This is a genomic window from Dyadobacter sp. CY356 (assembly GCF_021440195.1).
Taxonomy (GTDB): Bacteria; Bacteroidota; Bacteroidia; order Cytophagales; family Spirosomataceae; genus Dyadobacter.
This window is the reverse complement of record NZ_JAJTSZ010000002.1, coordinates 853,261-874,308: the sequence shown is the minus strand read 5'-3', so window position 1 is coordinate 874,308 and position 21,048 is coordinate 853,261. Positions and strand designations below refer to the sequence as shown.

At 41.0% G+C, this 21,048-nt stretch carries 16 protein-coding genes and 1 pseudogene; 12 read left to right on the top strand and 5 right to left on the bottom strand.

Annotated elements, in window-relative coordinates; genetic code table 11:
- Window positions 1-6: 6 nt before the first annotated feature.
- The 4 genes from LXL81_RS10010 to LXL81_RS09995 form a co-directional block, all read right to left on the bottom strand.
- Window positions 7-1,386, bottom strand: a complete 1,380-nt coding sequence (locus tag LXL81_RS10010) for a hypothetical protein (RefSeq protein WP_234646643.1) — start codon at window positions 1,384-1,386, stop codon at window positions 7-9.
- Between the two features lie 258 nt (window positions 1,387-1,644).
- Window positions 1,645-2,544: an AraC family transcriptional regulator gene (locus tag LXL81_RS10005; RefSeq protein ID WP_234646642.1), complete on the bottom strand. Its 900-nt coding sequence runs from the start codon at window positions 2,542-2,544 to the stop codon at window positions 1,645-1,647.
- 91 nt (window positions 2,545-2,635) lie between these two features.
- Window positions 2,636-3,376 (bottom strand): SDR family oxidoreductase, encoded by a 741-nt coding sequence (locus LXL81_RS10000; RefSeq protein ID WP_234646641.1) that lies wholly within the window; start codon window positions 3,374-3,376, stop codon window positions 2,636-2,638.
- Window positions 3,377-3,544: 168 nt separating this feature from the next.
- Window positions 3,545-4,003 (bottom strand): hypothetical protein, encoded by a 459-nt coding sequence (locus LXL81_RS09995; protein ID WP_234646640.1) that lies wholly within the window; start codon window positions 4,001-4,003, stop codon window positions 3,545-3,547.
- A gap of 216 nt (window positions 4,004-4,219) precedes the next feature.
- Between LXL81_RS09995 and LXL81_RS09990 the strand changes: the two genes are divergently transcribed.
- Entirely contained in the window at window positions 4,220-5,038 is an 819-nt protein-coding gene (locus LXL81_RS09990; protein WP_234646639.1) for an SGNH/GDSL hydrolase family protein, read from the top strand.
- A 4-nt stretch (window positions 5,039-5,042) separates the two neighbouring features.
- Here the strand turns inward: LXL81_RS09990 and LXL81_RS09985 are convergent, their stop codons facing one another.
- Window positions 5,043-8,216, bottom strand: coding sequence for a two-component regulator propeller domain-containing protein (locus LXL81_RS09985; protein ID WP_234646638.1), 3,174 nt, complete (start codon window positions 8,214-8,216; stop codon window positions 5,043-5,045).
- A 391-nt stretch (window positions 8,217-8,607) separates the two neighbouring features.
- On the opposite strand from LXL81_RS09985, the gene LXL81_RS09980 reads away from it, so the two are divergent.
- The 11 genes and pseudogenes from LXL81_RS09980 to ureC all read left to right on the top strand — a co-directional run bounded on the left by LXL81_RS09980 (window position 8,608) and on the right by ureC (window position 21,030).
- Window positions 8,608-9,897, top strand: coding sequence for a hypothetical protein (locus LXL81_RS09980; RefSeq protein WP_234646637.1), 1,290 nt, complete (start codon window positions 8,608-8,610; stop codon window positions 9,895-9,897).
- 152 nt (window positions 9,898-10,049) lie between these two features.
- Entirely contained in the window at window positions 10,050-11,354 is a 1,305-nt protein-coding gene (gene urtA, locus LXL81_RS09975) for an urea ABC transporter substrate-binding protein (protein ID WP_234646636.1), read from the top strand.
- Between the two features lie 157 nt (window positions 11,355-11,511).
- A complete protein-coding gene (gene urtB / locus LXL81_RS09970; protein ID WP_234646635.1) occupies window positions 11,512-13,167 on the top strand; it encodes an urea ABC transporter permease subunit UrtB in 1,656 nt (551 codons plus the stop codon).
- Between the two features lie 60 nt (window positions 13,168-13,227).
- Window positions 13,228-14,319, top strand: coding sequence for an urea ABC transporter permease subunit UrtC (gene urtC / locus LXL81_RS09965; RefSeq protein ID WP_234646634.1), 1,092 nt, complete (start codon window positions 13,228-13,230; stop codon window positions 14,317-14,319).
- 49 nt (window positions 14,320-14,368) lie between these two features.
- A complete protein-coding gene (urtD, locus tag LXL81_RS09960) occupies window positions 14,369-15,124 on the top strand; it encodes an urea ABC transporter ATP-binding protein UrtD (RefSeq protein ID WP_234646633.1) in 756 nt (251 codons plus the stop codon).
- A 3-nt stretch (window positions 15,125-15,127) separates the two neighbouring features.
- Window positions 15,128-15,838, top strand: coding sequence for an urea ABC transporter ATP-binding subunit UrtE (urtE, locus tag LXL81_RS09955; RefSeq protein ID WP_234646632.1), 711 nt, complete (start codon window positions 15,128-15,130; stop codon window positions 15,836-15,838).
- A 152-nt stretch (window positions 15,839-15,990) separates the two neighbouring features.
- The gene (locus LXL81_RS09950; protein ID WP_234646631.1) at window positions 15,991-17,829 is read left to right on the top strand and encodes an ATP-binding protein; all 1,839 of its coding nucleotides are present in this window, start codon (window positions 15,991-15,993) and stop codon (window positions 17,827-17,829) included.
- 28 nt (window positions 17,830-17,857) lie between these two features.
- Entirely contained in the window at window positions 17,858-18,520 is a 663-nt protein-coding gene (locus tag LXL81_RS09945) for a response regulator transcription factor (protein WP_234646630.1), read from the top strand.
- Window positions 18,521-18,624: 104 nt separating this feature from the next.
- Window positions 18,625-18,927 carry an urease subunit gamma gene (gene ureA, locus LXL81_RS09940; RefSeq protein WP_234646629.1) on the top strand — a complete coding sequence of 101 codons (303 nt, stop codon included), beginning with the start codon at window positions 18,625-18,627 and terminating at the stop codon, window positions 18,925-18,927.
- A gap of 4 nt (window positions 18,928-18,931) precedes the next feature.
- Window positions 18,932-19,234: pseudogene (gene ureB, locus LXL81_RS09935) on the top strand (urease subunit beta); the annotation flags it as partial.
- Between the two features lie 62 nt (window positions 19,235-19,296).
- Window positions 19,297-21,030 carry an urease subunit alpha gene (ureC, locus tag LXL81_RS09930; protein ID WP_234646627.1) on the top strand — a complete coding sequence of 578 codons (1,734 nt, stop codon included), beginning with the start codon at window positions 19,297-19,299 and terminating at the stop codon, window positions 21,028-21,030.
- Window positions 21,031-21,048: the final 18 nt, after the last annotated feature.

Sequence of the window (21,048 nt, the reverse complement as noted above, 5' to 3'; positions counted from 1 at the left end):
AGATAATTACTCCGTACCATTTAGGACAGACTGCGGCAATACTTTCAGCAATTCGGGATCGTCAAGAATGGTTTGTAATCTTTCAGCTTTTGGATAGGGGATATGTAGCCTCGGTTTCACAAGATGTTGTTTGTCATGCGTTTTTAGATATAAAAACACATTTTTTGTTTGGATTATTCTGATGGCGTGATCCTCTTTCATTGTGACGATATCACGAGGAAATCTTTTTGCATGGCTAATGAAAAGTGCCGCAAAAAAGATGAGTCCGATAATCCGCACAAAAATTCCTGCCTTCTTTTCCGTAAAAAATCCTTCTGTTGCGCGTATAACAAACCAGGCATTTCCTGCCAGTCCCAAATGAAGGACTTCTGTATACCGTGACGAAATATCAAAAAGCTCGTGTCCTCTGCCATAAGCCAGGGCCAGAACCTGCGCACCTGTCCAGATGAAACAACCAAACATTAAAAGATCAAAACGTGTAAATCTGCGGGTAAATAACAGCACCGGAATTGTAATTAATGCTGGTAACCAAAGCACACCAATGTATAATTTCTTATCAATCAGTGGCCATCCCATGATCCGGATAGTGGTTTTAACCATTTCGGTCATGTTTTGCGCATGAAGAAAATTATGTCCTGCTATGTAGGGCATTGTCATATATCCGGTTGCGGCGATAACGACCAGCATAACCATCATGATCACTTTTTTTAGCGAAAAATCCCTTTTGATATATCCGTCAGCAGCATAAACCATGGCCACTGCCACAGGCGTGATCAGGCCTGACGCCATCGTCACTACGCTCAGCACACAAAGAACTGCAACGGAAATCATCGCCCACGTATCCCGCGGACGGAACACTACGAGCGCAAGAGCAGATAAAGTAAAAAGATTCAGAAAGTAAAACTGGCTCTGGAAACCTATCAAAAGATTTTCCCACGACAGCGGAAATGTAGCACCTGCGATAATTACTGCAACAACAAGCCATCTGAAACCATATAATTCCCGTCTTTTATATAACAGCCAGATCAGTAAAATTGGTGTTGAGGCTCCCGGCAAAATGTTTATTCTTGTTTCTGCCAGATTACTCCATGTTCCCGTCAGCTCAAAACTAAGTAAGGTCAGGAGTCTTGTAGGGAATATACGGTGTTCATTATGATTACTCCAAAGAACTGAAATGGCAAGTTTTCCTTCTGTCCAGGGTTTTAATAAATTGACCCATTCAGCGTCCCACTGATCATAGAAAGGTAATGCAACGGCAAAATTTTCAACATAATACCATCTTGGCAAGATGATTACGATACAAAGAAGTGCAAATAGTAATTGCCCGTTGATTGATGGTTTGGCAATTTTTGAAACTGGTTTCGACAGCGGTGTAGCTTCAATCATTTTTATCCGCGATCAAAATGAAAGGAGCTTTTTGAGAGGTATTCGTAATAAACAAAGGATGATTTAGCCGAAAAGTTACATTGGAGGTAAATAACATTGTTTTTTAAAATTTGTTAGGGTATGGCAATTTTGCCTGAAAAATGCCCGTAAAGATAGGGTATTATAAATCACGTTGAAATAAGGAGTCAAAAACTGCAAAAAGGGTTGCAAGGATAATCTAGTTTTTAGCGAAGCTTTTAAGATTTTCTAGACAACCTGTCAATTGAAAGATTGGCGGAATTCAAGCGGTGAAATATTTGTCTTTTGTTTGAATAACTTATTAAAAGACTGAGGATGTTCAAATCCAAGGTCATATGCAATTTCAGCAATGGTCAGGGTTGTGTTGCTGAGTATATTCTTAGATTTTTCAATCAATTGATTATGAATATGTTGCTGCGTGCTAAAACCTGTGAGCGATTTTAGCATATCTGTCAGATATCGCGGAGAAAGATGTAAATGATCAGAAACTTCCTGTACAGTCGGTAATCCCGGTTGAGAAGCTATTTGGCCATCGAACCGGTCAGAAAGATATGCGTTTAATCTTTCAATCGTGTCGTTGTGTACCGCCTTGCGCGTTATAAATTGTCTGTTATAATACCTGTTGCTGTAATTGAGTAAAAGTTCGAGCTGTGAAACCAGAACATCCTGGCTGAAATTGTCGATATTATTATCAAGTTCACCGGCGATTGATTCAAACAAGGCTGCGATAACAAGTTTTTCTTTTTCAGATAAAAACAAAGCCTCCGAAACAGCGTAGGAAAAGAAGCCATATTTTTGAATAGCACTGCCCAGCGGATAATTCCTGATCAGATCCGGATGAAAATATAGCGAATATCCTTCATAACCATCCGGATTATCAGACATTGTAACAATCTGATTCGGAGCCAGAAAAGCCAGTCCGCCTTCTTCAAAATCGTAATATCCCTGGCCATATTTCACCTGGCCGCTGAAACTGGTTTTGAAAGATATTTTATAAAAACCCAACGAGAATTTATTTCCGACATCGGTCAGCGAAACTTTTACATTGTTATAATCGATGAGCGCAACGAGTGGATGGAGCGGCTTTTGCTGCTCCATCCGCCTCATTAATTCGGATATGCTGTTATAATTCTGAAGCATAATTTAATGCCTGTTTTTATTCAATTTTTTAAAATCTGTAATGAGCAGGCACATGCCCGTAATAATGGCTGCTTCTGCGTAAAATTACAAACTAATCCTGAGCACTTGGCCGAATTACAATGTCACCAACATCAACATTCGAAGGCAGACCGATAGCAAAGGAAACGGCGCTGGCTATAGCATCCGGCGAGATGGCAACTGTGTCCATTTTTTCTATGATGGCCGCCCGCATTTGTTCATCCTGAATACTGTCGGCCAGCTCTGTTTTGACAAAACCTGGCGAAATACCAGTCACCCGCCAACGTCCATTCGATTCCTGGCGCAAAGCTTCACTGATCGTGCGGACCGCATTTTTTGTAGCCGCATAAACGCCTTGCATCGGCACTATTTTAATGCCGGAGGTTGAAATTATGTTAATGATATGCCCAGAACCCTGTTCTTTAAAAACCGGAATGGCGGCTGCGATACCAAACAAAACACCTTTCACATTCACATCAATCATTTCAAGCCAGCCTTCTACATCAAGCTCTTCGATCCGGGAAAGCTGACTGATTCCGGCATTATTGATCATCACATCTAGCCTTCCAAAACGATCGCAGGCCAGCTTTACAAGTTTCTCAACGTCTTCACGGCATTTAACGTCAGTAATTGCATAAGCAGCTTCTCCGCCATGATCATTGATTGTCGCTACAAGTTTTTCCAAACGATCGGAACGACGTGCACCCAATACCACTTTTGCTCCCTGACCGGCCAACATCAGTGCAATGGCTTCACCGATTCCGCTGCTTGCGCCGGTAATCGCAACAACTTTTCCTATTATTTCGCTATTCATATAATCTGTTTAAAATGATGAAGCAAAATTCCTCAGAAAATGGGTCGAAAGTGTAGCCGGAATTACAAAGATTGTAGCTTAAATCTCAGCCGGAAAAGTATAACTAAGATCTGGATATTTACGTTTTACGTTTGCGTTATTAATTTTGAAAGTTAATGTTAAGAAATTCTATTTTTTCCTGACATAGATTTCCACGATTTCCTGATTGATATTCAGACTGTCAATTTTCTCAATGCCAGTCTGGATCAGTGAGTCTTTTTTTACATCAAGTTTAAATTTGAAATCACGGTTTTCCCAGTCCCGGTAATTGCAGTATGCCAGATGTTCGGAGTAATCTCCATTTTTCAGCTCATAAGTTCCCGCGCCTGAATCAAATATGGCAGCCTCGCCTTTGCCGCCATTCAGATCATGTTTAAAAAACGCAAAAGTATTGTCGTTGAAGATCTTGATCATTTCCTGACCTTTAACAGGGAAAGTCAAAACAGTATCTCCTTTGGTGATCACCCTACTGGAAGCAAGCGACCAGGTTCCGGCTATGGAAGGTTCAGTTTCTGTTTTTGTATCTTTTTTTTCATTACAACTGATCAGACTAACAACCAGGGCAGCGGCGAGGAAAGTAATTTTCATTTTTAAATACAGGATGAGTTTTATGTTCAGGATCTGCGCATTGACTTTATGCAACGCAATTTAGTTTTGTTTTTTATAAAATGTGAAAATCATACAATCCTGCTGAACCGACTGTTAAGTATTAATTGAATTTTCTGATTTCATAAGTATTTTTTACCGGTTGAAGGTTTTGTAAATGTTTAGTAATTGAAGATCAATACGTAGCTTAACTTATCCATGAAAAAGTTTTTTCTCCTTTGCCTTTTAGTTTTTATATCGATTGCATCCGCACCGAGGAAAATATCCTGGGTTGCCATCGGGGATTCCATTACTTATCTGAACGACCATAAAGATGAAACCGGAAACCGCGTTACAAAAGGATATATGACATTAATAACTGAAAAAAATCCGCAGATCGAATACATTAATCAGGGGCATAATGGCTGGACTTCCATTAATATCGCTGATAAAATCGAGTCGCTTGATTTGGTAAAAGCGGATGTCTACACCATATTTTTGGGCACCAACGACTGGTGGCAGGGAAAAACATTGGGCACAATCAGCGATTATGAGCTAAATACCGGGACAGGAACGGTTTATGGTGCATTTCGGATTATCAGGAACAAGTTAAAAAGCCTTAATAAAAAAGGAAAGATAATCCTGATCACGCCTATGCAGCGCGGCGATTTTGTATATATAAACAGCGCGAAAAACAATGCATATGGTTCTTACCGGAAAAAAAATAAGCAGGAACTTGAAGATTTTGCCAATGCAGTTGTTGAGATAGGAAAGAAAGAAAATTTTCCTGTGGTTGATCTGTATCACGACAGCGGAATTACTCTGGACAATATGGTTAATTTTAAAAGATTGAGAGACCCGCAAACCGGAAATTACGAAAACTACGGTTATCCGGCCTACACAGCCGTTCCTTTTGATCCGGAAAAAGATGAATATCCCTATCCGGTTGAAGCCATCAACATGACGTATGACGGGCTGCACCCTTCGGATAAAGGGTATGAGGTGATTGCCGGGATGCTGGAAAAGGTTTTAAATTAATTGGTCAGTCTTCTTGATTCCCTCTAAATATCAAATGAAACTTGGTGCCTTTTGTATTGTCAACCAATAATTCAATGTTAAGCATATAGGTAATTTCTTTGATCATCAAAAGGCCGAGCCCGTTAAATTCCTGAGAAACTTCAAGTGCCTTCTGGCTGGCATCATCTTCTGCATTCAGCCAGTGCATCAGGTTTGATGATATTCCAGGGCCACTGTCAGCAATGATCAGAAGAACTTTATCTTCACGTGTTTCAGTGTAAATGCGGATCTCGCCATTAAAAGTATACTTATTGGCGTTATCTATAATATTGTGAATCACCACACCAAGCAAATGCATATTGGACAGGACAGTAATCTCTTCGCTTATTTCAGAAATGAAAGTATTCTCCTGCTCCTGGATGAGAGCGTTGAATAAGGATATTTTTTCACTGATCAGCGTGTGAAGAAAAACCTCAGTAAATTTGATATTTTCGCCTTTAAACTGTGTTTTGATATACTGAATCATGTTTTCCAGCAAACGACTGATTTGTCGGGCAGACGTAGTTATATTGTTTCCGATCATGGAAACCTGGTCATATCTTTGGGCACTCAGCAAGGGGTCGATCTTCTCGGAAGCGTAAATCAGAAACTTCATAGGCGTCCGGATATCATGGCTGATGGATGCAACAAGGCGCGTCCTGATGTGCATTTGTTTGGTTAATTCTTTTTCAGAAATCCGCAGCCGCTGAAGTGTTTCTTCAAGTGATTGCGTTCTGGCTTTTATTTTCATTTCCAATGCCTGGTTTTGTTTTTCGAGGTAACGTGTTCTTGACCTGATAAAGAGAAAAACAACGCCTAGAAACATCAGGACACAAAATAGCCTGAACCAAAAGGTTTCATACCAATGTCTGGGAACGATGATCGTAATGATTTTTGTGGAAAAATTATTTTCACCAAAACCATTGACTTTACGAACGGTGACTGTGTATTCTCCTGACGAAAGTTCAGAAAACCGGATGGTTGGATCTGACGATTTTAATTCTATCCAGTCCGAAGCAACTGGTTTAGAACCTGATCTGTTAACTGCATAGGATAGATTCAGATTGTAATTATTCCCATAATACGGCGTAGTGATATGCAGATTTATTTGCCGAGGATCCTTTCCGAGCGTAATGGTATCACCATTTATCAGGCTTACTTTACCACGAATTTCCAGCCTGTCGTAGAAAAAACTTTTATCGGGCAGTTCTGGCGTGATCTTTTCTGGTGTAAACCATACCAGGCCATTCATAGACGGTAGCGATACCTGGCCGGTTGGTAATCTGACTGCACCTGGTTGGGCACCTCCATTAAACTCGTTGGTGAAGAAGCCATTTTCTTTATTATAATAAACGAAAAATGGTTTTTCTGGTTTGGTTATTTCTTTTTCTGACTCCTTTGCGAATCGGAGAAAATCCTTTTTTGCAAATTGAAATAATCCTTTGTTGGTCGGTATCCACAAAAATCCTTTTTTATCTTCTACAATATAATGCGCAGCTGAGATAATCTTGTTGTTGTCCAGTGGAAAACGTATGAGCTTATTTCCGGTATAATAAATTATTCCATCACCCATGGTTGCCAGGAATACTCCTTCCTCATTTTCCGGAATATTATTTTTACTTTTATCAGGGAAATAAATGCTTCGGATAATTAGTTTTTCCGTTCCCGGAATCAAAACTGTTTTACCCGATGCTATTTGAACAGAAAATAAACCGTGATCGGTTGTTAACCATAATTTTTCGTCATCCTTGCTGGTAATATATTTAATGTCTACTATAACAGGACCGATGAATTTGGATGGCTTTTGCGCGGGGCGTGAGGGATCAATGTAAAACAATCCCAGACGCTGTATTCCGAGCCAAATACGTCCATGGTCATCCATATACATAGTGTATATCTGGTTCCCCATATCCCAGTGACCTAGAAGTTTTTCTCCTTTTGTATCATATTGATATAAGTGATATCCCGATTTAGACCAAATGTTGCCCTGTTTATCTGTAACAATACTATAACCGTCTCGCTCAAACCCGGAGCTTATTACGGGTAAAATCCTGTTGAAAACTTCTCCTTTTTTCGTGCCGGATTCAATGAGTCCGAGTATACTGCCCTGTGGTGTTACTACCAGATTTTTACCGTAAACCGACTGCGTGTAAAATGCATTATCTGCGTCATTGATACCAAAACGAATTGTCTGGAAATCTTTTCCTGTGAAGACAAACAAACCCTGGGTGGAACTTCCCAGAAAAAGCCTTTTCTTTTGCTTATCAAAATAAACTGTTTGAATGATAGGGGCATCCAGTTCAAAGTCATCAAGAATCAGTCGTGTTTTGCATTTTCCGGCTTTAATATCATCCACATAGTAGAATTTCTTTCCGGATTTAATAAAGACCTGATCAGAAATATTATTCCAGAAAATTTTAATTTTTTTATTTCCGGCAATCTGATTTGCATCATCGAGTATATCGCCGTCAAGTCGAATCGCTTCCAGGCCTCCTGCTTTAAAACGAAATAAATCTCCATCCGGTGACGAGGAGAACAAGTCTCCGTTTGAAATAAAATAGCTGGCGAAGTCAGTGCTTTTGTATGGTATTTCCCAGGATTTCTTCCAGTCCGTGAAAAATTCGATTTTGTTGCGCTGAATGATGTAGAAAGTGCCAATCCGGGAAGGGACTAAAACGATATAATATTGAAGCAGTCTGTCAGTCATCTGAATCAGATTATTGGGCAGGCCTGACGCCAGTCTGTCACGGTTTGTATTACTATGAGGAACGCGGGAGAGTTGCTTTGCATTGTATGTGGAATCATCCAGGGCATTTGGACCATCGATGCGCAAAATGTCTTCCATATTATCACCAATGGCATAAATCCGGTTGGCATGTCCGGTCAGGTCTGGAAGAAGGGAATAAAATCTTGGGCTTAACAGGCTGGAATTACTTTTATCAAAAGTATAAAAATGCTGACCGTCAAAGCGTACCAGCCCATTTTCTGTGGCAAGCCAGATAAAACCATTTTTGTCCGCTGCAATGCTTTTTACACTATTTTGAGGTAATCCGTTTTCGTCTGTGTAGTGACTAACTGTATACTTCTCAGCATACTTCTGTGCCCGGGCATCAATTGAACCAAGGCCCAGGATAACAAATAAAAATATTCTAATCAACATATCTTATCATAATCCGGCTTGCCTGACTCACAAACCAGTCGTTATTGTGGAAGGGAATAATGTGCAAAATACATTTTAATGCTGTTTTCAATGTGATTTTAAATCAGAAAATCCGGGTGTAAGTATTACAACCTATCACAAATTTAATTTTTAGCGAAGTTAGTACGTAAGTATTTTACATAGTGATTTATTTATAGCAATATCCTCTTTTGACTAAAATACATAATACCTGTATCGTCATTCAGATATTTTTCAAAATAATATACCTAAAAAAGTATAAAATATAAACTTATAATGAATTTTCGTAAAAATTGATTTTGAATTTGTTACATACGTAATTGTTGCTTAATGTTGTATAAATACTTACGTAATAACCTAATTTCACAAAATCATGAAACGATTTATACTTTGTGTAAGTGCAGTCATTGGTCTGTCGTACAGCACAGTGTACGCCTTGACTCCGGATGATAAGAAGGACAAAAAGACTGCTGGAAGAGTACGTATACTGAGAGAGCTGCCTGCCTATCTGGCTCCTGTGGATACCACATCGAAGAAAGAGATGCAGGAAGCTGAGGAATTTAAACCTTCCATTCATCTTGGTGCTATTGTACATATGTTCGCATCCGCAGAGCAGTCGGGTTTTGGTGGAACCGTATCAGCTGACGCAAAGGATTGGAACAAAGGGTTTTCCCTTTATCGCGCCAGGGTTTTGGTAGGTGGGCAGTTATCAAAGAAAGGCAGCTTTTTTATGGAAACGGATCTGCCTTCACCCATCGGCGTTCAGCTAAGCAACGGGACAAAAAATGTAAAAGTTGCGCCGATTATTCTGGATGCGCAGTATGAATACGATTTTTCTAATGCTTTTCAACTGATCGCCGGTATGCAGCTTGTTTCAAATAACAGGAATGGTCTGCAAGGTGCAGCGGGATTGATGGCCAATGACTTTACATATTTCCAGTATCCATATAACATGTTTGGCAACAGTCCCTTGCAAGGAAATTTCGGACGTGACCTGGGTGTGAATGCGAGAGGTTTTCTTTTAAAGGATAAACTGGAATATAGGCTGGGAGTTTTTACGGGAAGAAATATGGATGGTCAGGCACCACTGCGTATAGTAGGAAGAGTAGCGTGTAATTTCCTTGATCCTGAAAAGGATTATTATTATGCTGGTACTAAGCTGGGCAACGGAAATACGTTTGCCTGGGGAGCTGGTTTTGATACACAAGGTTCATACTACAATTTGGGAACTGATGTTTTTATTGATAAAAAGGCAGGTAAAGCGGGTTCAGTTACTTTGAATGCGGCATTTCAATACATGACAGGTGGGACCAATATTAATTCCAAATACTCATTTGCCGGACTGATTCCACAGCAAACGGTTCAATTTGCCGAATTAGGATATTATTTCACCAAATCAAGACTTCAACCATGGGTAAGATATGAGAATCAGAATATTTCTTCCAAAAAAGAGCAGGTTGGATCCGAACTCACCAGCAGTTTTGACAAAGCCAAATCAAGTAAGGTATACGGGGCCGGTTTGAATTATTTTTTTGCGGGAAATACAACCAATCTCAGGCTTTCCTATGTAGCCAGACAATATAACATTGCCAATTCAAACGGGAATTTCAATACAAAGTCATATGGTCAGTTATGGCTTCAGGTTCAGTTTTTTATATTTTAAGGAAAATACAAACGTAAATTAAGAGGTTTTTTAATATTACCTACGTAATTGAAATAATACAGGTATCTGTTCATCTTTACAAAATCTTGACCGGGTCAGGTTTAATCAGATCATTATTTTTCACTCAATATCATTATTAAATTCAGACATATATGAAGATCATACAAGCACGTTACTGGGGCATGTTAATGCTCGCTTTGATTGCAGCACTTTCAGGCTGTGGCGGTTCAGGTTCAAGTGATAAAAAAGCAGGAGAGGGCGAAACGGTTAAAATTGGAATTTTGCATTCATTAAGCGGTACCATGGCTATTTCCGAGGTTTCGCTGAAAGATGTTGTATTAATGGCCGTGGATGAGATCAACGCCAAAGGGGGAGTTCTTGGAAAGAAAATTGAACCAGTTATTGTAGATCCGGCTTCCGACTGGGATTTGTTTGCAGAGAAAGCGAAGGAGCTTTTATTGGATAAAAAAGTATCGGCCGTGTTTGGCTGCTGGACCTCAGTTTCCAGAAAATCGGTACTGCCTGTTTTTGAAGAAAATAACGGACTGCTGTTTTACCCTGTTCAATATGAGGGAGAAGAATGCTCAACCAGTGTGATATATACAGGTGCCACGCCAAATCAGCAGCTTATTCCGGCAGCGGAATACATGATGAGCGCAGAAGGTGGGGCATACAAAAAATTCTATTTACTGGGCACAGACTATGTTTTTCCCCGTACGGCCAACAAAATCCTGAAAGCATTTTTACTTTCCAAAGGTGTTCCAAAAGAAAATATTGTGGAGGAATATACGCCATTTCATCATCAGGATTACCAAACTATTGTTTCGAAAATAAAACAATTTGCAGCAGGCGGAAAAGCATGTGTCCTTTCAACGATCAACGGAGATTCCAACGTGCCGTTTTATAAAGAATTTGCAAATCAGGGATTATCAGCTGCAACTTGTCCAATTATGGCTTTTTCGGTAGCTGAGGATGAATTACGCGCTACGGACACTGAGTTTCTTGTTGGTCACCTTGCCGCATGGAACTACTTCCAGTCATCCGAATCAGCTGAAAACAAAAAATTTGTGGAAGATTTCAGAGCTTTCTGCAAGAAAAATAATTTGCCGGGTGGTGATAAAAGAGTTACCGATGATCCGATTTGCTGGGCTTATACCGGCGTGTATCTTTGGGCAAAAGCGGCAGAAAAAGCCGGTTCTTTTGAAGTGTCAAAAGTACGTCCGGCACTTTACGGACTGGAATTTGATTCTCCTGACGGCGTTGTTAAAATGGATACTAAAAACCACCATCTTGCCAAACCGGTTATGATCGGAGAAATTAAACCCGACGGTCAGTTTGATATCATCTGGAAATCGAATGGCCTGGTTAATCCTGAGCCCTGGTCAAAGCTGACTTCTCCGGATAAAGATTGTGATCATGTGGCACACGGCGGAACCTACACTGTCGCCAAAAAGTAGGTCAAAAAAGCAAACATTCGCTCAGCGTTCAATAGATAAGTTGTTTGCCAAAGGGTATCCACACTTCCTTTAAACTGGTTGCTGCCGCGCAGGTGGTAACCGGTTTAAGCCAGGAATCCAATTGAAAAACTTACCGTACAATTTAAACTTTCAGGGTATGAACTGCATCATCAAAATGTGGCTGGGAATATGTCTGTGCCTCATAATTGGAAAACATGCCTCGGCGCAGTCTGACAGTACAAGTATTTTAATAGGTCATATTCTCTATCCGCCTGGTGATTCTGCCAGAAGCACAGCCCTGCAAAAGCTGGTCAGCCGTGGCGAGCCTGCGACTTTTCCCTTTCTTGCTGCTATTAATGACAAAAAAATATTTTTGTTAGATGGCCAGCCTGTAACCACAGGCCTGCCCCAACAGGCTGCTGATGGCTCAGAGGTTTTTGAAGTTTTTCTTTTGTATCCGAAAAGTGTTCCGGTTTTAAATTCGGATGGTATACCAAAATTACTTCCTGTCAGTTCGCTTGAACAAATCAGTATCAGCCGTTCGGACCGTCTTCTAATGATACCAATTTTACCGTTTCTGAATCTTGCAAATCCAGATCCGAAGAAACGTATAATTGCATACGGTCAGTTATTAAATTCTGCTGACAGTTCAAAAATAAGTGTTTTGTCTGGTGCCTTAAATCTGGAAAAAGATAAGGAAGCGCTCACTGCGGGTAAAGAGATTTTGTTTCAGCTCGAATTGGAACAGGCTAAATCTGAAACTGTGGCGAAAGCGTACATCGACAGTCTCGATAGTAATTGGGGAGAAAATGTCACGCTGATCCTAAAAAATTATGCTACGTCAGGAAAACTGGAGGGAGCAAAAAAATATGCAGCCGAAAAAGTAACAGACCTGGAAGGCCTCCAGGGCAGAATCCAGAAAGCGCAGAATTTGTTCAGCGGCATCAGTCTGGGTAGTATACTGATTTTGATTGCATTGGGACTTGCAATCGTTTATGGCCTCGCAGGAATTATCAATATGGCTCACGGCGAATTTTTGATGATTGGTGCATATACCACTTTTTGTGTTCAGAAACTTTTCATTGATATTTTAGGGATAAAATCAGATCTGTTCTTTTTTGTGTCGCTGCCTGTTTCCTTTTTGATCGCAGGCGTTTTCGGATTGATTCTGGAAAAGCTTGTTATCAGGCATTTATATTCGCGTCCGCTGGAAAGTCTTCTCGCAACCTGGGGTGTAAGTTTGATTATGGTACAGCTTGCCAGAAGTATTTTTGGCGATCTGACTGCCGTTAAAGCACCTTCGTTTCTCGCTGGTGGTTACCAGGTTATGCCACATTTAATCCTGCCATATAACCGCCTTTTTATTATCGGCTTAACGATTATCGTTGTATCCCTTACGTATCTGATGCTATATAGAAGTCGTCTGGGAATTCAGATCAGAGCCGTAACCCAAAATCGAAGCATGAGCGCCTGTCTGGGCGTGGAAACCAGAAAGGTGGATGCGATTACTTTTTTTCTTGGTTCTGGTTTAGCCGGACTTGCCGGCTGCGCGATGACGCTCATTGGCAACGTGGTCCCGGATATGGGACAAACCTATATTGTTGATTCTTTTTTGGTCGTGGTTACCGGTGGCGTTGGGAAAATTGCAGGCGCTATACTCTCAGGTCTTGGGATCGGGTTTCTTACCAAAGTTCTTGAATCATTTTATGAAGCCGTTTATGGTAAAGTATTGATACTTGCCCTGATCGTAATTTTCCTGCAATTCAAACCACGAGGACTTTTTCCGGATAAGGGAAGGATAGCGGAGGATTAAGCAAATCAATCCTGCCATAAAAAAAAATCAAATTTCTGAACAATATTTTTGATCATGATCATGGAAAAAACAAAAGATCTCAGGTTTTATCTCGCCTTTTTAGTGCTTTTTGCAGTACTGCTTCCTTTGGGGAATCTGACTGGTCTGGTTTCCAATAACACCATTTCTTTGTGGGGCCGCTATTTTTGTTTTGCCATAGCCGCATTAGGCGTTGACCTGATCTGGGGATATACTGGCATCCTTTCCATGTGCCAGGCTTTCTTTTTTTGTCTGGGCGGATACAGCGTGGCGATGCATATTGTCATGAAAGGTGCTTCCGCAAATGGTACCGGGATTCCAGATTTTATGGTTTGGAACCAGGTAAATTCACTGCCCTTTTTCTGGGTGCCATTTCAATCTTTTGGGCTTGCACTAATTCTCGGTTTGCTGATTCCGGCTGCTTTTGCTTTTGTTTTTGGATATTTTATTTTCCGAAGCAGGATCAAAGGGGTTTACATGGCCATTATCACACAGGCACTTGCACTGGCCATGTGGCTTTTGTTTTTAAGAAATGAAACAATGCTGGGAGGCACAAATGGGCTGACAGATTTTAAATCGTTACTTGGGCTCAGCCTTTCATCGCCAGCCGTAAAGCTCGGTTTATACCTCATTTCGCTGGCAGGACTTTGCGGAGCTTATTTTTTAAGCAAAAAACTTGTGGACTCAAAATTTGGGAAAGTATTACAGGCCATCCGTGACAGTGAATCCAGAACGAGTTATACCGCATATCGGGTTCTGGATTATAAACTCGCAATCTTTATTGCAGGTGCATTACTGGCCGCTTTTGCAGGAATGCTTTACGCGCCCCAGACTGGAATCATTACACCCGGAAGAATGGATGTGAGAGCTTCGGTTGAGATGGTGATGTGGGTTGCACTGGGAGGAAGAGGTAAATTAAAAGGTGCTGTGCTTGGTGCTTTGGTGGTAAATTTTCTGTATAGTATCTGCACTAGTCTTTTCCCGGATTCGTGGCTGTTCATTCTCGGTTTCTTGTTTGTGATAACGGTGCTTTATTTTGACAAAGGATTTTTAGGGATGATTGAAAAGATAAGCGGCGGAATTGGTAAAAGGAAAAGTTCAATCAAGGAAGTTGCTGAGCAACAGGTTGTTTGAAACTATGTAATATCTAATAATCCTATCAAGAATTTAAACTGTTAAACAGATGCTACTTACAGTGAATGAACTTTCAGTTTCCTTTGGTGGTGTGCATGCCCTGGATCTGAGCCATTTTGAATTAAACGACAAAGAACTTCGGGTGATCATTGGCCCAAACGGAGCAGGTAAATCAACTTTTCTTGATATTCTCTGCGGAAAAACAAAACCTGATTCCGGCGAAGTTTTGTATAACGATATTCCGGTTCTTGGTAAAACAGAAGTTGAAATAGCCAATCTTGGTATTGGACGAAAATTTCAAAAACCTTCCGTCTTTCCCAGCCTTACGGTATACGACAATTTGCTATTGGCTTTCAAAATGAAGAAAAGCATTTTTGCCTCGCTTTTTTTCAAACCAACAGAAGAAATTGATGTAAGAATCAGGCAGGTTGCTCTGAAAGTAGGACTTGAAAGGGAGCTGAAAAAAATTGCCGGTGAACTTTCACATGGACAAAAACAATGGCTGGAAATAGCGATTGTCGTGTTACAGGATCCCAAATTAATGCTGATCGATGAACCGGCTGCCGGTATGTCGGACGAAGAAACAGAAAAAACAGGCGAGCTTTTGTTAGAATTGTCAAAACACCATGGCATTATCGTCATCGAGCATGATATGAAATTTGTGGAGCAGATAGCAAACGATCTGGTCACTGTTTTGGTGAGAGGGAAATTGCTGGTTGAAGGTTCGTTTGCACAGGTTCGAAATGATCAGCGTGTGATTGACAGTTATTTAGGCAGGGCCAATGTACAACTTGAAAATTTCTGAACCATGAGTCAATCCATATTAAAAATCAATTCGCTGAGCTCTGCTTACGGGCAAAGTACTATTTTATGGGGAACTTCCCTGGAAGTTAAAAAAGGTACAGTAACCACCGTTATGGGGCGAAATGGTGTCGGGAAAACTACGTTATTGAAAACAATTATGGGTCTGGTACCTCCCAAATCTGGTATGATTGAGTATAAAGATGAGGATGTGACAAATCTGCCAGCCTTTAAAAAATCAAGATTAGGCATTGCCTACGTGCCTCAGGGAAGAGAAATTATTCCAAAACTTACGGTTTATGAAAATCTCAAACTGGGATTGGAGGCTTTGAGTGATAGAAAAGCAAAAATTCCTGAGGATGAGATCTATGCTATGTTCCCAATCCTGAAAGATTTCAGAAACCGGCTTGGCGGAAATTTGAGCGGTGGGCAGCAGCAACAGCTGGCTATCGCCAGGGCACTGACGGGCAGACCTTCCTTATTACTTTTAGATGAGCCCACAGAAGGAATTCAGCCATCGATTTCTCAGGAAATTGGTCACATCCTGAAAAAACTTGCGAAGGAACAGGGAATTTCTGTTTTATTGGTTGAACAAAAAATAGATTTTGCCAGACCTGTTACCGACTATTTTTATTTCATGAATCGTGGTGCAGTAGTTTCCCAGGGTAGTGCGGATCAAATGAGTATGGAAGAACTTCAAAATCACATTTCTCTCTAACAATTTCTTTTAATAATTACGTACACACTTTCTTTTGATTTATTAGTCTGAAAATTTATGTTTTCGCTCTTATACCTACGTATATTTACACGTAGGTATAAACGATTTTACAGGTTTGCCACAACAAAATATATAATCTAACGATCAGGATCATGTTTAGAAGGGAGCCCGTCAAAGATGAAACGCAGGAAAGAAAAACCTTTCTATACTTTACGTGGCTGTATGTTTCCGCTCTTTTAATTGTTGCCGTAATTTCCATACTTAGCCAAATTCTGATCCAGAGATATCTGACTGCTCAACGGGATGATTCTCATATTATCAATTATGCCGGCCGGCTTCGGACATATAGTCAAACGCTTAGCAAAACAGCTCTTTTAATAGAATCCGGACGTGATTTGGAGTCCAACCGGAAAGAATTTGTCAATACCTTAAAGCAGTGGCAAAAAGCACATCAGGCTTTGATCGGAGGCAATTCTTTCCTGAACCTTCCTCCAAACAATCGAAAGGAAATCGCAATGATGTACGATATGGTGAAAGAACCGTATCAGGAAATCCTGATGGCTGCTAATAATATGGTGGCAGCCATGGATAAAAATAAACAAGCCGATTCGGTGACAGTGAAGCCTTACGTGAAAAAAATTCTGGAATACGAAAAGTCATATCTTTTGGGGATGGAGCTTATCGTTTTTGATTATGACCGTTTCTGGCGGCAAAAGGTACGTACGCTAAAAGAGATCGAATACATTCTTTTGGGCGTCGTGTTATTTACATTGCTTTTAGAAGCCGGACTCATCTTTTTTCCACTTTCTGTAAGAATCAGGCAAACGATGACCGGTTTGATCGATTCAGAAAACCATGCGAAAACGCTGGCACAACAGCTTCAGGAAAGCAATAAGTCCATTGAAAAATCACATAAGGAACTACGGGAAACAAACTTTGCACTGGAAAAAGCAACTTATCTTGTCAAAACGGACAGGGACGGAAACATTATTTATGCCAATGATAAGTATTGTCATGTAACAAAATACAGTTTATCGGAGCTTCTCAACCGTCCACTGTTTTACAATAATCTGGGAGGAGAAGAAAGCATTGTATATAATCACATCCGCGACAAGCACCGCAAAACAGAAGTTTGGCAGGGAGAAGTTTTTGATACTGCTTCTGATGGAGCAGGTTTTTGGCTCGACGTAACCATGATGCCAATTATTGATAACACAGGAAGTGTTTATCAATATCTTGTCGTAAGCAATGATATAACTAAAAGGAAAAATACAGAAAAGCAGCTCTGGCTTCTGACCGAAGAAAAAATGCGCAGACAGGAAACTGAGCAGCATATCCGTTCCTTTTCAATCATTACCGGACAAGAAAAAGAGCGCGAGCGGGTGGCGGCTGAAATTCATGATGGCATTGGTCAAATGCTGACAAGTCTTCGAATGAAACTTGAACAGGTGGATGACAGGATGGAGCATAAAGATCCTGAAATTCAAAAGGTTAATGAGCTTCTGGCCGGGATAATATTTGAAACCAAAAGGATTTGTGCTGATCTGCTTCCAAGTGTTCTGGAAGATTTTGGCCTTCGCTCAGCAATTCGGGAGCTGGTAAAGATGTGCCGGGAAACGGCTGGTGCTGTTACTTTTCATCTGGAAGAAAATATCAGGAATGAAACCCTTCCCAGGGAAATTGAAATCGGTGTTTTCCGGATTTTGCAGGAAGCACTTAATAATGCGATCAAACACTCGCAGGCAACGATCATAGAAGTGCATGTGGATAGCAATGCAGAGTTCTTGAATATGATCATTCAGGATAACGGGAAAGGTTTTTATTTTGACAATCAATATATTTATTCAAGAGAAAAATTCCCGAAAGCGCATGGTCTCAGAGGTATGAAAGAACGATCTGATCTGCTGAATGGAACGATCAGTATCAGCTCGGAGCCAGGCCATGGTACCGCGGTTCAGCTGGAATTACCTTTGGGGAAACATAAATCCTGACTTATTACTCATCAGCAAAACTTTTTTTATGAAAAAAATAGCCGTATTCCTCGTCGATGATCATGAGATTTTTCGCAATGGATTAAAACAACTTATTAACAATGAACCGGATATGGAAGTGGCAGGTGAAGCTGCCACGGGCGAAGACGCGATAGAAATGCTGTCAAAAATAGCAGTAGATGTTATTATCATGGATATCCGTATGCCCGGAATCAGCGGACTCGATACAGGAAAATCTGTTTTAAAAGATAATTCCAAAGCCAGACTGCTGTTTTTTAGTTTGTTTGACAATCCGGATTATGTACTTACAGCACTTGATATGGGTGCCAGCGGTTATATTTTAAAGGATACCAGTAACAAGATTTTTTTGCACGCAATCCGTACAGTGCATAATGGTCAGTTTTATTTTATCGGTGATGTTACTGACACCCTGGTCCGTAAATACCATGAACAAAGACATACTTCTCCTGAATCAATAACGGCTCCATTGGCAGAAACCTCACTTTCCAAACGTGAGCAGCAGATTATCAGGATGATAGATCAGGGCGTAACAAACAAGGAAATTGCTGAATCTCTTGGAATAAGTATCAGAACCATAGAAGCACACAGACTTAATATTTTAAGAAAATTCCAGGTCAGTACCATTGAAGAGGCTGTTGAAAATGCACGGGCTTATTCTCTATTGGCATAAAACTTAAAAAAATGTTTTTTTAGTTCAGTTTGATTGTTATATTTACGTACGTAATTAGTACTTAGGTACGTAAATATAAAAGTTAATCCAAAAGCTGAATTCTGATGCATCTATCTCCCCGGGAGCAGGAAAAACTACTACTATTTCTGGCTGGTGAGCTGGCAGAAAAACGTAAAGCGCGCGGTTTAAAACTCAACTATCCCGAATCAATTGCGCTAATAAGCAGCCGTTTACAGGAAGCCGCCAGAGATGGGAAGTCGGTAGCTGAACTGATGCAGTACGGTGCCGCGATTTTGTATCGGGAAGATGTGATGGATGGTGTAGCTGAAATGATTCATGACATCCAGATTGAAGCAACATTTCCAGACGGAACAAAACTGGTTACAGTCCATAATCCTATCCGCTAAAACCATGATACCAGGAGAATATATTTTGGGTAAGGGTGATATTATTGCCAACACCGGAAAAAGGACCGAATCTGTTACTGTGGTCAACACCGGTGACAGGCCCGTTCAGGTAGGCTCGCATTTTCATTTTTTTGAGATCAATAAATCACTTCTTTTTGACCGGGAAAAGGCCTTCGGTATGCGGTTGAACATTGCCGCTGGAACGGCAGTCCGCTTTGAGCCAGGAGAGGAAAAGGATGTTGTTTTAGTAGTTTTTGGAGGTAGTGGAAAGATATACGGATTCAATAATCTTGTAGACGGCGATTTGTCAGATAGTAAAGAAAGTGCGGTAAAAAAGGCAGATCTCTCAAATTATAAAAATGTGAAATCATGAGCTTGTCAATAAACCGCATTAAATATGCCAACATGTATGGGCCAACGGTTGGAGATAAAATAAGGCTGGCCGATACAGATCTGATCATAGAAATTGAGAAAGACCTTTGCGTAGGCGAGTCGGGTTATGGAGAAGAATCCAAGTTTGGCGGAGGAAAAACGATCCGTGACGGAATGGCGCAATCGGCCAGAGCTACACGGGATGAGGGCGTACTGGATTTTGTCATAACCAGTGTGATGATCATCGACCATTGGGGAATTGTCAAGGCTGATATTGGCATCAGAGATGGGAAAATATCCGGTGTTGGAAAAGCTGGAAACCCTGATACAACTGACGATATCACACCCGGAATGATCATTGGGGCAGCCACAGAAGTACACGGTGGCGCAGGTTTGATTGCAACTGCGGGCGGGATTGATACGCACATTCATTTTATTTGTCCGCAACAAATTGACCACGCACTTTTTAGCGGAATCACTACCATGATCGGAGGCGGTACAGGTCCGGCCGATGGCACGAATGCAACAACGGTGACGCCAGGTGCCTGGAATATCAGGAAAATGCTGGAATCGGCGGAGGCATTTCCTGTGAACCTGGGCTTTTTGGGTAAGGGGAATTGCGCCTCGCTGGCACCCTTGGAGGAGCAAATTGAAGCAGGTGTTATTGGTCTTAAAATCCACGAAGACTGGGGAGCTACACCGGCTGTGATCGACGCCTCTTTAAAAATGGCTGATCAATTTGATATTCAGGTCGCTATACACACAGACACACTAAACGAATCCGGTTTTCTGGAATCTACTATGGCTGCTATTGATGGCCGGGTCATTCACACCTATCATACCGAAGGAGCGGGTGGGGGACATGCCCCGGATATTATAAAGGCGGCGATGTATCCACATATTTTGCCCTCATCAACCAATCCGACGCGTCCGTTCACGATCAATACCATTGATGAACATCTGGATATGCTGATGGTTTGTCACCACCTTGATAAATCCGTTCCGGAAGATGTGGCTTTTGCCGATTCCCGGATCCGTCCGGAAACCATCGCAGCCGAGGATATTTTACATGATTTAGGTGTTTTTAGTATGATGAGCTCCGATTCTCAGGCGATGGGCCGGGTCAGTGAAGTCATTATCCGAACCTGGCAGACGGCAGACAAAATGAAAAAACAAAGAGGATTTTTACCGGAAGATAAACCTAACAAAAATGATAATTTCAGAGCTAAACGATATGTGGCGAAATATACCATCAACCCGGCCATTACCCATGGGATTTCGGAACACGTAGGTTCCATTGAAACAGGAAAACTGGCCGATCTGGTTTTATGGAAACCTGCTTTTTTTGGTGTTAAACCAGAAATGATAATAAAGGGCGGTATGATCATTGGCAGTCGGATGGGAGATCCCAATGCATCGATCCCGACGCCGCAACCTGTAATTTATCGCCACATGTTTGGTGCCTATGGCAAAGCGCTGTTTAATACCTGTGTCACTTTTGTCTCCCAACTATCTCTGGATAGAAATGTGGTGCAGCAGTATGGTTTGCAAAAAATGATTTTACCGGTAAAAAACTGCCGTAATATTTCCAAAAAGGATTTGATCCATAACGATGCCACGCCGCAAATTGACGTGAATCCGGAAAATTATGAAGTAAGAGTGGATGGCATGCATATTACCTGTGAGCCGATTGCAGTTGCTTCATTGGCCCAGCGTTATTTTTTGTTTTAGAACAAATATTCCTGTTTC

Excerpts from the sequence above, each read along its gene's own strand:
- LXL81_RS10010 (WP_234646643.1), bottom strand. The coding sequence starts at position 1,386 with ATGATTGAAGCTACACCGCTGTCGAAACCAGTTTCAAAAATTGCCAAA.
- LXL81_RS10005 (WP_234646642.1), bottom strand. The coding sequence starts at position 2,544 with ATGCTTCAGAATTATAACAGCATATCCGAATTAATGAGGCGGATGGAG.
- LXL81_RS10000 (WP_234646641.1), bottom strand. The coding sequence starts at position 3,376 with ATGAATAGCGAAATAATAGGAAAAGTTGTTGCGATTACCGGCGCAAGC.
- LXL81_RS09995 (WP_234646640.1), bottom strand. The coding sequence starts at position 4,003 with ATGAAAATTACTTTCCTCGCCGCTGCCCTGGTTGTTAGTCTGATCAGT.
- LXL81_RS09990 (WP_234646639.1), top strand. The coding sequence starts at position 4,220 with ATGAAAAAGTTTTTTCTCCTTTGCCTTTTAGTTTTTATATCGATTGCA.
- LXL81_RS09985 (WP_234646638.1), bottom strand. The coding sequence starts at position 8,216 with ATGTTGATTAGAATATTTTTATTTGTTATCCTGGGCCTTGGTTCAATT.
- LXL81_RS09980 (WP_234646637.1), top strand. The coding sequence starts at position 8,608 with ATGAAACGATTTATACTTTGTGTAAGTGCAGTCATTGGTCTGTCGTAC.
- urtA (WP_234646636.1), top strand. The coding sequence starts at position 10,050 with ATGAAGATCATACAAGCACGTTACTGGGGCATGTTAATGCTCGCTTTG.
- urtB (WP_234646635.1), top strand. The coding sequence starts at position 11,512 with ATGAACTGCATCATCAAAATGTGGCTGGGAATATGTCTGTGCCTCATA.
- urtC (WP_234646634.1), top strand. The coding sequence starts at position 13,228 with ATGGAAAAAACAAAAGATCTCAGGTTTTATCTCGCCTTTTTAGTGCTT.
- urtD (WP_234646633.1), top strand. The coding sequence starts at position 14,369 with ATGCTACTTACAGTGAATGAACTTTCAGTTTCCTTTGGTGGTGTGCAT.
- urtE (WP_234646632.1), top strand. The coding sequence starts at position 15,128 with ATGAGTCAATCCATATTAAAAATCAATTCGCTGAGCTCTGCTTACGGG.
- LXL81_RS09950 (WP_234646631.1), top strand. The coding sequence starts at position 15,991 with ATGTTTAGAAGGGAGCCCGTCAAAGATGAAACGCAGGAAAGAAAAACC.
- LXL81_RS09945 (WP_234646630.1), top strand. The coding sequence starts at position 17,858 with ATGAAAAAAATAGCCGTATTCCTCGTCGATGATCATGAGATTTTTCGC.
- ureA (WP_234646629.1), top strand. The coding sequence starts at position 18,625 with ATGCATCTATCTCCCCGGGAGCAGGAAAAACTACTACTATTTCTGGCT.
- ureC (WP_234646627.1), top strand. The coding sequence starts at position 19,297 with ATGAGCTTGTCAATAAACCGCATTAAATATGCCAACATGTATGGGCCA.